Origin of the sequence: Pseudomonas cichorii (genome assembly GCF_018343775.1) — a bacterium.
Lineage (GTDB): Bacteria > Pseudomonadota > Gammaproteobacteria > Pseudomonadales > Pseudomonadaceae > Aquipseudomonas > Aquipseudomonas cichorii.
In genome coordinates this window covers 3166136-3178707 of sequence record NZ_CP074349.1, presented here as the reverse complement: position 1 = coordinate 3178707, position 12572 = coordinate 3166136, and the positions used below count along the sequence as shown (strand labels likewise).

10 protein-coding genes are annotated in these 12572 nt (G+C 60.7%); 8 read left to right on the top strand and 2 right to left on the bottom strand.

What is annotated here, in order from left to right:
• Positions 1-66 precede the first annotated feature (66 nt).
• Positions 67-1443 carry a DUF3999 domain-containing protein gene (locus KGD89_RS13230; protein ID WP_051427732.1) on the bottom strand — a complete coding sequence of 459 codons (1377 nt, stop codon included), beginning with the start codon at positions 1441-1443 and terminating at the stop codon, positions 67-69.
• A gap of 2 nt (positions 1444-1445) precedes the next feature.
• On the bottom strand, positions 1446-4211 hold the full coding sequence (locus KGD89_RS13225) for a DUF2339 domain-containing protein (RefSeq protein WP_025260261.1): 2766 nt from the start codon (positions 4209-4211) through the stop codon (positions 1446-1448).
• Between the two features lie 272 nt (positions 4212-4483).
• On the opposite strand from KGD89_RS13225, the gene KGD89_RS13220 reads away from it, so the two are divergent.
• From KGD89_RS13220 to KGD89_RS13185, 8 genes are all read left to right on the top strand, one after another.
• A complete protein-coding gene (locus KGD89_RS13220; protein WP_025260260.1) occupies positions 4484-4873 on the top strand; it encodes a hypothetical protein in 390 nt (129 codons plus the stop codon).
• A gap of 88 nt (positions 4874-4961) precedes the next feature.
• Positions 4962-5981: a 3-oxoacyl-[acyl-carrier-protein] synthase III C-terminal domain-containing protein gene (locus tag KGD89_RS13215; RefSeq protein WP_025260259.1), complete on the top strand. Its 1020-nt coding sequence runs from the start codon at positions 4962-4964 to the stop codon at positions 5979-5981.
• Positions 5981-6988, top strand: a complete 1008-nt coding sequence (locus KGD89_RS13210; protein ID WP_025260258.1) for an NAD-dependent epimerase/dehydratase family protein — start codon at positions 5981-5983, stop codon at positions 6986-6988. Before KGD89_RS13215 ends, KGD89_RS13210 begins: the two co-directional genes overlap by 1 nt.
• Positions 6985-7839, top strand: coding sequence for an MBL fold metallo-hydrolase (locus tag KGD89_RS13205; protein WP_025260257.1), 855 nt, complete (start codon positions 6985-6987; stop codon positions 7837-7839). Before KGD89_RS13210 ends, KGD89_RS13205 begins: the two co-directional genes overlap by 4 nt.
• On the top strand, positions 7829-9187 hold the full coding sequence (locus KGD89_RS13200) for a F390 synthetase-related protein (protein ID WP_025260256.1): 1359 nt from the start codon (positions 7829-7831) through the stop codon (positions 9185-9187). The genes KGD89_RS13205 and KGD89_RS13200 overlap by 11 nt, the downstream gene beginning before the upstream one ends.
• Positions 9175-10329, top strand: a complete 1155-nt coding sequence (locus KGD89_RS13195; protein ID WP_025260255.1) for an ATP-grasp domain-containing protein — start codon at positions 9175-9177, stop codon at positions 10327-10329. The genes KGD89_RS13200 and KGD89_RS13195 overlap by 13 nt, the downstream gene beginning before the upstream one ends.
• Positions 10326-11465 carry a hypothetical protein gene (locus KGD89_RS13190; RefSeq protein ID WP_025260254.1) on the top strand — a complete coding sequence of 380 codons (1140 nt, stop codon included), beginning with the start codon at positions 10326-10328 and terminating at the stop codon, positions 11463-11465. Before KGD89_RS13195 ends, KGD89_RS13190 begins: the two co-directional genes overlap by 4 nt.
• Positions 11462-12463, top strand: a complete 1002-nt coding sequence (locus KGD89_RS13185) for a Rieske 2Fe-2S domain-containing protein (RefSeq protein WP_025260253.1) — start codon at positions 11462-11464, stop codon at positions 12461-12463. The genes KGD89_RS13190 and KGD89_RS13185 overlap by 4 nt, the downstream gene beginning before the upstream one ends.
• The last annotated feature ends 109 nt before the right edge of the window (positions 12464-12572 follow it).

Sequence of the window (12572 nt, the reverse complement as noted above, 5' to 3'; positions counted from 1 at the left end):
CTTGATGGATCAGTCCAGAGGCTGATTTCAAAAAGCAGGTGGCTGGATCATAAGTGACACACGAATCTAGGGCTTGGGGGCAGACGTACGTAAGGTGCTCAAGGCCATCCAGCCGAGCAGAGCCACGCCCAGCACCAGTACGGCCCACAAACCAATGCGTTTCCAGTCGATGCTGCTCTCGGCGGCCTGTGCCAGCCTGACCGGTTCGTTCATCGGCTCGGCGCTGCTCAGGCTGCTCATCTTCCGGGCGTTGTAGTCCGGGATCAGGGTTGCCAGCGGCAGGTTGGCAGGCTTGGCGCTCGGATTGCCGATAGCCAGTGAGAACGGGCCGTTGCCGCGTGCCAGAAACACGACCTGAGGCGCATGTACGGCAAACCGCAAGGAAGGTGGCTGGCTACCCAGACCGCCGCCGCGTTCATCCACTTCAAGTTTCAACTGGCGCACGATTGTGCCGGATGCCTGTATTTCATCCTGAACCACATCCTTGCCATTTTGTGTCAGGCGGTACAACAGGCCGCTGCCCAGCGTCTGCCATGTGCTCTTGCTGTCCGGTCGTCCGTACAAGGTGCCGGGCGCCAGGCTGTTGGCCTGGGCGATATCGAGTTTCAGGCGCTCGACGGGCAGGGCCGCGGGCAATTGCCAGAGGTAAGTGCCGGGTTTTTCAAGGCTGCCTTCCAGCGGTTGAGACCACGTGAGAGGCACTTGTGGTGTGTCGCTGCTGGCGCTGAGCAGTTGCGCGGAAGTCAGCGTTGGCGCGCTGTCTGGCGTATTCCATAACAGGCGCAGATAACGTGCCTTGCGACCCGGCAGATTGACCTGGCGCTGTTGCACCACATCGTTGGCAAACGACAGACGTGCTACCTGGCCTTCACCCCAGGCTTGCCAGTGTTGCAGGTCATCGCTGGCCTCGATGCTGAAACGCTGGAAGCCTTCACGCTCGGTGCTCCAGTCCAGGATCAGTTGTTTCAGGGGCTGCTGGATGGCACTGGTGTCCAGCAGCCAGCCGCGCAGCACTTCTTCGCCCGCTTCAATGGCACCTTGGGGCTGCACTTCGACCAGCGTGCCGCTGGCACTGCGTTCAACGCGGATTTTGGGTGTGCTGTCGGCAGCGTCTGCGCTGTTGTACAGCGGGAACCATTTGACTGAAACCGGCACCGGTTCCTGTCGTGGCTGAATCGGGTCATAGGCCAGCGAGTAAGCCTGAGTCTGGCCTTCACTGTTGAAGACCCGCAAGTCGCCCAGAGCACTCTGACGCGAGTTGAGCTGCACGGTCAGTGGCAGTTCGATGCGATACCAGGGGCCGTCACCCTTGAGTTTCAAGGGGGTCTGACTGGCAAAGTCGGCCGGGTTGTCCTGAGCGCTGGCGAGGGGCGAGCCCAGCAGGGCCAGGCTGCACAGCACGATCTTGAACAGCGGTTGATGACTCAAGAAGGCAATCCTCATGATCAATGTGTTTGCGTAGTGTTTGTCGGTTTTTTCGGTGGAAGCGGGGCGAAGTAACCCACCACCAACAGCAGGACGCCAACACCGATAAAGGACACGATGCGTGCCATGCCTCCCCGCTCGCTCAACTCGACCAGGAACAGTTTGGCGACCACGACGCCGATCAACAGCGCGCCGGTGATCCAGATCTCACGCTGGCGGCGAATATGGCCGCCGATCATCAAGGCCAGTGCCATCAGGGTCCAGACGATGGACAGCACCGCCTGATCCAGCATGGGGTCGATTTCGTGCCAGCCCCAATGCCGGGCAGTGCGCAGCACCGTGGCGGTAATCAGGGCGAACAAGGACGCGCCTGCGATGATCACCGCCAGCTGCTCGGCACGCGGTACGGTTATGCCGAGTTGTGGCAGCTTGTTGCGAGTCCAGTTCACGATCCCCAGCAAGGCGAACGACAAGGCCAGATCGAGCGGATTGAGCAAGGGCATGTAAGGCAGAGGCTCGGCGTAGCCACGGCTGTAATAGTTGGTCAGCCAGAACCACGCCAGCATCAACAGCGCCACGGGCAGTGCGGCCCACACGCGATAAGCCCAGGCATGGGCGGTAACCGGCCAGATCCAGGGGCGGCTGGAGGCCATTGCGATCAGGTACAGACTTGGCAGCAATGTGCTTGCCATCGTGTTCCACGCGCTGTTAGGAGCATTGGATCTGACCAGCGTGTCTACGCCGTAGAACAGCTCGACGCTCAGGATGAAGAGGGTCAGCCAGCAACCCAGAATATGAGCCAGTGACTGCGCCTTGCGGGGCAGGAGATCTGCCAGGCGGCGAAGGGAAAACAGATGCACGGCCAGCAATGCGCCCCAGCCCACCCAGGCCCAATGGGCAAAAAGGTGATAAGTGTCGGTCATCGCGCCGATCAGCAGGACCCAACTGACAGGTGTCAGCCACAGGCTCAGCGCCGCCAGCCCGCTCCAGCGCCAACGCAGGGCCAGCAAGGTCCATATGCCTGTGCTGGCGGCCACCGACAGCAGCAACCAGGTCGGGAACATTGTGTGCGACGAGAAACGCATGAGCGCGATGACAAAGGCCAGCCCCCACCACAGGCTGCCCCAGACCAGCAGCATGCCTGACAGCACGTTGTCCTTGAGGTAACGCAGAGTCTTGATGCGATGGACGAACAAGGCACTGAGCAGGGCGACGAGGGCGATGATCATTGGCGTCCAGAAATCGCCTTGCAGCTTCAGGGAGTACCACTGGAACATCTGATGGATGAACGCCAGCCCCGCAGCAACCTGCAACAGCAAGCCAAAGCCGCGTGCCAGCACGCGTTGCTGACGCAGGCCCAGCCAGAAAATCGCCGCACCCTCGATGGCCCAGGCGCTGGTGGTCCATTGCGCGCCAAGCCCCAGCGGAATCGCCAGTGTCGCGAACACGACGCCCAGTGCCAGGCAGGTTTCCACCAGCAACAACGCACGACCCGGTGCCTGACCGGAAAGCAGGCGAGCGATGCCCATGTACAGCAGGCCCAGCGCCAGCGCGCTGAAAGCGGTGCCGAATTCCATGTCGCGGGTCAGCGCATATTGCAGGCCGAAGCCTGCGAGGGGCGTACCAAACAGCAGCGTGCCATCGACATAGTCGCCCTGACGCCTGGACCAGCGCAGCATCGATTCGCGGCTGTCATCATCGGGCGCATCATTGCGTTCCTGCAGTTTGTGCCGGGCGAACAGCAGGCCGATGGCCAGGTACATCAGGAAGAACAGGATCAGGAACGGTTCGACACTCCAGAACAGCTCCGGCTTGTACGAGCGCAAGCCCCAGGCGAAACCGATGCCGAAGGTCCCGACAAAGCCAATCAGGTTCAGCAAGCGCCAGGCCTTGAGCCAGGCAATGGCGAAAATCCCGGCATTGAGCAGGGCAAAGTAACTGAACAGCATGACATGGCTGCCCTGGCCGGTAGACGACAGGATGGGCGCTGCAAAACCCCCAATCGTGGCGGCGCAGGCCAGCGCCAGCGAATTTTGTGTGACGGCCAGCATGGTCGAGAACAGCATGACCGCCACCAGCAAGACAAAACCCAGGCTCGGGTCCAGCAGCTCATGCACCCGAATGGCACCCAGGACCGTCAGGTACAGCACGCCGACTCCGGTGCCTTGCATCATCAAGGCGAAGTTGGCGTTGCGTTGACGCAGCCACCAGCCCAGGCCGAGCAACGCCATGGCGCTGGCGGCGACGCTTGCATAGCGGGCCTCGATCGGCACCACGATGCCTTCAGTGGCATAGCGCAGCAGGAACGCCAGCCCCATGAACAGCACCACTGCGCCAACCCGCAGCACGGTATTGCCACCCAGCAGCCAGTGTTTCGCAGCCTCGAACGCAGTGTTCAGCGGGTTCGGCCGTGCAATAGGTTGAGCGGTCGGTTTGATGTCAGCTTCAGGTTGCGCAGCAGCGGGTAATTCTTCCGGCAAGTCCCAGAGCAGTTCCGGCCCGCTGTCCTGGGTCGCGACAATAATCGTATCGTCAGGAAGCGGCGTCGTGGCCTGTGCCGCTTCAGGCATGGCGAGGGGCGACTCCAGGCGCGCAAGGCGTTGCTGCAGGGTTTCGATCTGTTCTTTTTGTCTGACGGATTCTGTGCGCAGACTTGCAACTTGCTGCTTCAGCCAGATGCCCACAGCCAGGAGAGCGAGGGACAGGCCAAAGAACCAGGCATAAGGCGGGTTCTCGACAAGGTATTCAAACGTTTCCAGCCCGATTTCCAGAAGAGTGAGCAGCACGCGGCGACATCCTTTTAGACCAGGAACCGCTCACCTTCGAGCGTTTGGCGATAGTTGAAATGATAGTACTGAACAGCCGGATATGAATTGACGCATTGCACAGTCAATCATTGTATTGAGCAACTTAGAGTGATTTCGAGCCTGCTTGAATAGTACACCTGTACTATTTTCCGACCACCAGCCAGACCGTATAACGGCCTGCGCACTTCTTGTAGCGCCTCATCCAGAAACGGAAAAACCAGTCTGTCGTAACAACTAATGGAGTTTGGGATATGAGGTTCCTGATAATTGTTCTGTCGGCCCTGACGCTTGGCGGGTGTGCCAATTCACCTCTGGGAAACCTGCTGTATAACCAGCGTTTTCAGACGACGGATGACGTGCAGGCGTCCTGGGTAGGTTCGTCCCTGGACGATTTGATCATGTCCTGGGGGACGCCGCAAAACAGCTTTCCAATGGCGGGAGGTGCAGCAAGCATGATTTCTTATGAGTATGTCTGGCTTGCAGGCGCGAGTGGAGATAACCCCAGATATTCCCGATGTGTTCAACGCTTCCTTGTTGAAGGGGGCATTATTACCAAATGGGGCATATCCGGAGGCTGTCCGAAACAACCCAGGAACGCCAAGTCCATTCCAGACACGCCCGTGCCCAAGCCGACACTGTAAGCGTACAGCGCGTATATCCATCAATAACCTGTTAGCCTATTCCGCCGCTTTATCAGACGATGCTTTATCCTCGCCAAACGGAATTTGAATGCAGACTTCACCGCTTTTACCACTCCCGCCACGACCCGTGGTCATTTTGGGTTCCGGGCACGCTTTGCCCGAACGGAGGGTCACCAGTGCCGAACTCGATGTCGAGCTGGGCCTGGTGGCGGGGAGTGTGGAGCGCATCAGCGGCGTGGTCCAACGGCATGTCGCCAGCCGTACCGAAACCGCCGCCAGCCTTGGTGCCATTGCGGCGCGTCATGCCTTGCGTGCGGCCGGTGTCGAGCTGGAACAGATCGACCTGATCGCCTGTGCCAGCGGCACCATGGATCAGGGCCTGCCGTGCAACGCTGCCTTGCTGCACCGAGAACTGGGGCTGGGCCAGTCCGGCATTCCAGCCATGGATATCAATGCCAGTTGTCTGGGCTTTCTCGCCGCCATCGATACTTTGTCATGGCCTCTGATTGCCGGGCGTTACAGGCGCATTCTGCTGGTGTGCTCGGATATCGCTTCGTGCGGTCTGGACTGGCAGCAGGTCGAAGTCGGCGGGATTTTTGGCGATGGCGCTGCCGCCGTGGTGCTGAGTGTCAGTGATGGTGGGTCGAAAATCCTTGCCTCCAGCCTCAAGACCTTTTCCGAAGGCGCGCACCTGTGTCAGATCCCTGCCGGTGGCTCGCGTTTTCACCCACGCCGTATCGATATACCGTTCGAGCCGCTGACCAGTTTTGCCATGCAGGGCAAGGACTTGTATCGCCTGGCGGCCAGGCACTTGCCCACGCTGATGGATGAACTGCTGACCCAGGCCGGGCTGGCTCAGGATGACATCCATTGGGTCATCCCTCATCAGGCCAGCCAGCAAGCGCTGCACCATGCGGCCCGACGCCTGGGCTTTGAAGCGGAAAAGGTCATCGACATCTTTGCCCGGCACGGCAATCAGGTGGCCGCTTCGCTGCCCACTGCGCTGGACATCGCCATTCGCGACCAGCGTATCCTGCGCGGCCAGACGCTGATGCTGATCGGCACCGGCGCGGGCCTTTCGCTTGGCGGCATGATCCTGGAGTACTGATGAAAGTTCTGGTTACTGGCGGCACTGGGTTCATTGGCCGACATATCGTCTGGCGACTGGCCTCCCGGGCCTTCGAGGTGCAGTTCAGCGGTCGCAACCCGGCGGCAGCCGCTGAAGTCATTCACCACAGCCCCGGTGCTGTGAGCTGGCTTCCCTTGCAGCATGGCACGCCTGAGGCGGCCAATACACTGGGCGAAGCCGCCCGAGGCTGTGACGTCATTGTCCATTGCGCGGCATTGTCTTCACCCTGGGGAACGCCGCAAGCCTTTGCCCAGGCCAATCTGGACTCCACCGATGAAGTGCTTCAGGCCTGTCGCATTAACGAGGTGAAGCGTCTGGTGCATCTATCGACGCCCAGTCTGTACTTTGCCTTTCGTGATCGTCTGGACATTCGCGAAAACGATCCGCTGCCACCCGCGGTCAACGAATACGCCCGCAGCAAGGCACTGGCTGAAACACGTATACATGAAGCAGGGCTCGCCGAAGCTGTGATCCTGCGCCCTCGTGCGGTCTTCGGTCCTTGGGACGGAACGTTGTTGCCGCGCTTGCTGCGGGTCATGCAGCGTGGACGAATCCCGTTGATGCGTGGCGGCCAGGCGCAACTGGACCTGACCTGCGTCGACAATCTGATGCATGCCGTGGAACTGAGCCTGAGCCAGCCGCTGCCCAGGGCCGTGTGCACCTATAACGTCAGTAACGGCACGCCACTGGCTTTCGAGGATTTGCTGCAGCGTATCGCCGAGCAGTTTCGCCTGACTCTGCGCACCCGGCATTTGCCTTGGCGACTGGTGGACACCGTGGCGCGGGTGCTGGAAGCCCGCGCCCGACTGACGGGCAGCGGCGAGCCCTTATTGACCCGTTATGGCGCTGGCGTGCTGGCATTCAGTCAGACCCTGAACCTCGACGCCATTCGCAACGAACTGGGTTACCGCCCCGTCATGACTCAGGAAGAGGGCATTCGCCAGCACGCTCAGTGGTGGCTGGCCCGGCAAGGAGCACAAGGTTGAGCCGTACCGTCAGCCTCAACGTATTGCGCGCCGGTTGGTGCCGACACCTGGAATGCATGGCCGATCGTGGCGGGCGCATTGCTCCGACCCGTTTCCCTGCATTATGCGGCCTGATTCGCCACCCCGATGCGGGCTGGATACTCTACGACACCGGTTACGCCGAACACTTTTTCAAGGCGACCCAGGCGCTGCCCGAGCGCTTGTATCGCAGTGCGGTGCCGGTGCAATTGCCCGCGCAGGAGCAACTGCTGGCTCAACTGAACGAGTTTGGTATTCACCCGGATGACATTCGTACCCTGATCATTTCCCACTTCCACAGCGATCACATCGCGGGGCTGAGGGATTTTCCCAAGGCATCGTTCATTGCGCTGGATGCCGACCGCCGACAGATCGAAAGCCTGCGCGGCTCCCGCTGGCGCGCCACACTTGGCGGTCACTTGCCCGGATTATTGCCGGAAGATTTCGGATCGCGGGTGACTCTTGCCGACCACTGCAGGAAGGTTGCGCTGCCCCAATGGATGACACCTTTCAGCCAGGGCCTCGACTTGCTGGGCGACGGCAGCCTGATCGGCGTGCCGCTGCCGGGACACAGTGAAGGCCAGCTTGGCCTGTTTATCCCCGATGCCGATGGGCGTCCGGTGTTTCTGGTGGCCGACGCCTGCTGGTCGGTTCCCGCCTGCCGCGCCGAGCGCCTGCCTGCCTGGCCCGCGCTGCACTTTGTCAGTCACGATGCCAGGCAATACCGCCAGACCTACAGCGACCTTGGCGCCTTGATTCGTCGAGAGCCTGCCGTAGCGGTGCTGCCGTCCCATTGCACCCAGGCCTGGGAGGCATTCGCTCATGAGCAGTGAAAAGCTGATGGGGGCTCTGCGCAGTGTCCTGAGTTTCATCAACAGCCGCTACCGGCTGCGCTTCACCCGGCGCGAGCAACTGGAAGCCTGGCAGGCCCGGCAGTTGAAACATTTCCTGCAACAGGTGTTGCCCAAGGCGCAGCGTTTCAAAGGTTTGCACATCACCGATCTGGCTGACCTTCCCTTGATGGACAAGGCCACTCTGATGGGCGACTTTGCCGGGTTCAACACCCGCGGCCTGAATCTGGAACAGGTCTTGCCCATTGCACGTCAGGCAGAAGAATCAAGGGATTTCAGCCCGACCCTGGGCGATATGACGGTGGGGCTTTCCAGCGGCACCTCCGGCAATCAGGGCGTGTTTCTGGTCAGTGCACTGGAGCGTCAGCGCTGGGCTGGCATCCTGTTGGCGCGAACCCTGCCGCGTCGCTTCCTGCCGCGCTTGCTGTGCTTTTGGCGCGAGCCCTTGGGAATTGCCTTTTTCCTGCGCGCCAACAGCCGTCTCTACACCACCTTGTCCAGTCGCCGTATCGACTTTGCTTTTCACGACCTGACCCTGGGCCTTGAGGCATCGTTTGAACGCCTCAATGCGCAGAATCCCGATGTGCTGGTGGCTCCGGCCACTGTATTGAGGGGGCTGGCCGAGGCCATGCGGAGCGGACAATTGACGATACGGCCCACGCATATCCTGTCGGTGGCCGAAGTGCTCGAAAGCGATGATGCCGATGCCGTGCTCAAGGCCTTCGGTGTCGCACCGCAGCAGATCTATCAGGCCAGTGAAGGTTTTCTGGGTTACACCTGCGAGCAGGGCACCTTGCACCTGAACGAAAGCCACCTGCATATCGAGCCGCAATGGCTGGATACCGGGCATACGCGCTTTCAGCCGATCATCACCGACTTCTCCCGGCGCACGCAGATGATCGTGCGTTACCGGCTCAATGACATTCTGCGTGTCGCCCAGGCACCTTGCCCTTGCGGGCGAGTCGAGCGGGCGATTGCGGCTGTCGAAGGCCGTGCCGATGACATTCTCTGGCTGCCCAGCCTTGCAGGCGACCGGTTGCAGGCGCTTTATCCCGATGTCATTCGTCGCGCCTTGCTGATGCATGGCTCAGCGCTTCAGGAATATGAAATCCATCAGCAGGGTCTTCACTGGCAAGTCAACCTGCTGGCCCGTGATGATTACGCCAGTTTGTGCCAGGCACTGACCGACAGTGTTCACGCACTGTGCACTGACCATACTTTGCAGCCACCCGAGTTGAGCTTTGGCCATTGGCAGGCGCCACCGCCACATGCCAAGCGTCGACGTCTGAAACTGTTGCAATTGCCCGAGGGCCTGCCATGCGCGTACTGATTCTCGGGGCGCGTGCGCCAGCCTGCCTGGAATGGGCGCGGGCTTTTGACGAAGCCGGATGGAGCGTCATGGTTGGCGACTCACTGGGCCAGCCACTCAGTCGTTTCAGCCGCTCGGCACAGCATTTCGTGCGCCTGCCGGAGCCAAGGCAGGATCCGGCCGCCTGGATCGAAGCCCTGGCGAAAGTGATCGAAACCCGGCGCATCGACCTGCTGCTGCCCACCTGCGAAGAAGTGTTCTACCTGTCCCACGGTCTTGAGCGGCTGGCACCGCTGTGCCGTGTTCTGACCAGTGACTTTGCACTGTTGCATCGCCTGCATCACAAAGGCCAGTTCGCCGCCATGACCCAGGGCTGGGCGCTGGCGGCTCCCGAAACCCGACTGCTGACGGATCGTCAAGCCGTGCTGGCACTGGCCGCTGAAGCAGGGCAATGGGTATTCAAACCGGCGTATTCGCGTTTTGCCTCCCAGACCCTGATTCGCCCGTCGTCCAGTCAGTTGAGCAAGGTTCAACCCGACAACGCATCACCCTGGGTGGCGCAGCGGTTTATCGACGGGCAAGAGTTCTGCAGTTTCAGCGTGCTGATCAATGGCGAACTGCGCGCCCACAGTTGCTACCAGCCATGCTACCGCGTGGGCCGTGGCTCGGGGATCTACTTCCAGCCGGCCGCGCCGCAAGCCGTGCGCCGGTTTCTGGAACAGTTCGGCCAGGAAACCGGCTACACCGGCCAAGTGGGCTTTGACTTTATCGAGGATCGCGAGGGCCGGTTCCATGTGCTGGAATGCAATCCGCGAGCGACCAGCGGCGTGCACCTGTTCGACGATCAGCGCAGGTCCCTGGTGAGCAGCCTGAGTGAGGCATCCGGGAAGGTGCTTGAGCCGACGGGCGATCCGCGCATGATTGCACTGGCCATGTTGTTGCTGGCAGCCCCGCAACGGCTGTTGAACAAGGCATTCTGGCGCGATTACAACGCGGCCCGGGATGTGATCGTGCACAAGGGCGACTTCTGGCCGTTGGGCGCGCAAGTGCTGAGCCTTGCAGAAATCATCTCCCGCTCCGTTTCCCGACGCTGCGGTCTGCTGGCAGCCTCCACGGCGGATATCGAGTGGAACGGTCAGGCGCTGAGCGAGCGTCCGCGATGAAGCTGCTATTCCCGGAACAACTCCTCAGCGAGCAATCCAGCCCGGACGACAGCCATGCCCGGCACTACGTCCGCGCCTGCGCCACCGCTGGCCTGATCGGCAATGTCAGCACCCGCATGGCGCTGCTCGACACCGGTACTCAGGAGTTTCCGGTCAGCATCAACGATGGCAGTGAACCTGACGATAACTGCTACGTGGTTTCACCCCGCACGGCCTACAGTGGTTATGCACGGGAAGAGCTCAAGCGCCTTGGTCGACCCTGGCTGACGTGGCCATTGCAGTTGCTGACCCGAAGCGTTGATCTTTTACTGAAGTCGGCCAGGGTCGACAGGCTGGTGCAGGTCAACAACTGGCTGCTGTCCACCAATCTTTATCCTGCACAGTGGAATGTCGCCGAACTGTCGGCGATCAGCGCCTTTTTGCAGCAGGCTTTTCCGGATCACGCCTTATGCTTTCGCTCCATCAACGACTTCAGCAACAGGGAATTGCGCAAGCATCTGCAGGCTCTCGGCTACCTTAGTATTCCCAGTCGCCAGGTCTATCTGTTCGATGGCCGGGCAGGGGACGAGGCTGAATTTCTCAAGCACCACAACGTGGGTATGGACACCACGCTCTTGCGACGTGCACCCTACGAAGTCGTGCCGGGATCAGTGCTGAGCGACGCTGATTTTCAGCGTATCGAACACCTCTACAACCTGCTTTATCTGGAAAAGTACTGCATCCTGAATCCGCACTACAGCGCCCGCTGGATGCAGCACGGTCAACGCGAAGGCTGGCTCGACATTCGCGCCTTGCGCAACCCCGAAGGACGTATCGACGGCGCGTTGGGCTGGTTTGCCAATGACACGACCCTGAGCACTCCCATCGTGGGTTATGACACGGCACTGCCGCAAAAGACGGGGTTGTATCGGCAACTGACCTGCCTGTGCCTGCTGGAAGCGGCCAAACGGCATCAGGTATTGAATTTCAGTTCTGGTGCCGCCGGGTTCAAGCGCTTGCGCGGTGGTCAGCCGCAGATCGAATACAGCCTGGTTCACGTTGCCCATCTGTCCCGGGGCCGTCGGCTGGTGTGGACGTTGCTCGGTTTTCTGCTGCATGGCATTGGCGTGCCTCTGATGAAGAAACTCAAGTTATGAATCCTCTTGCCCAGTGGTGGCCGGTCGCGCTCAGCCACGAATTGAAGAGCACGCCTCTGGCGTGCCAGTTATACGACACGCCGCTGGTGCTTTTCCGGGCTGATGACGGGCGCGCCGCTGCGCTGCCGGATCGCTGCCCGCATCGTTTTGCGCCCCTGAGCGCGGGCAAGGTCCGTGGCGGGCAGATCGAATGTCCTTATCATGGTTGGCGATTTGCCGCTGACGGACGTTGTACCCGCGTGCCCGGCACCGAACATGCGCCAGGCAGCAAGCCGCTGCTCGACAGCCTGGCCAGTTGCGAAGCCCATGGTCTGGTGTGGGTCTGCCTGAGCGGGCAACCTCCTGCAATGCCGCCGGTTGCGCCTGCCGAACAAAAGCAGCAACTCGACACGTTCTGGATCACGGACAGTGTGCAGTGCTCGCTGCAGGACGCTGCGGAAAACTTCCTCGACGGGTTCCATACCCATTTCGTCCACGCCGGCTGGATACGCCACGACCTCAAACGGCAGAAAATAAGTGCCCGGGTCCGGCCACTGGCCGATGGCATTGAGGCGCTGTACAGCGAGGAAGGCAAGCAGTCAGGGCTGATCTCGCGACTGTTCGAGGGCGAGCGGGGCAGCAGCATGGGCCGCTTCCGGCTGCCGGGCCTGGCGGAAATCGAATATCGCGACCGCCGCGACGGCCTCAGCCTGCTTGCCAGCGCCTGGCTGACTCCGTGTGGCGATGGACAACTCCGCGTGTTTGCCCGGATTGCCACGGCACAAGGCTGGCTGCCGGCTGCGATCAAACGTCTTGTTCTGCAAAAGGCGTTTCGGGTCATCCTGCGCCAGGACCGACAGATCCTCCAGCAGGTCAGCGCCAATCAGCGACGTTTCCAGGCATTTCCTGCGAGGCCGCTGGATGGCCCGCAGGATCTGCTTGGCCCGGGAATCCGGCGTTTGCTGGAACATGGACAACCGTTGGTTCTTGAAGAACGGCAATTGGATATCTGGCTTTGATGGTGCACTTCATTCGCGAAGATCCCGGCGCAAAAAAAGCGTCCCTGAGGACGCTTGAAGATTCACCTTTACCAAAGGAGCTGTAAGGCCATAAAGGTGAATTTTTACA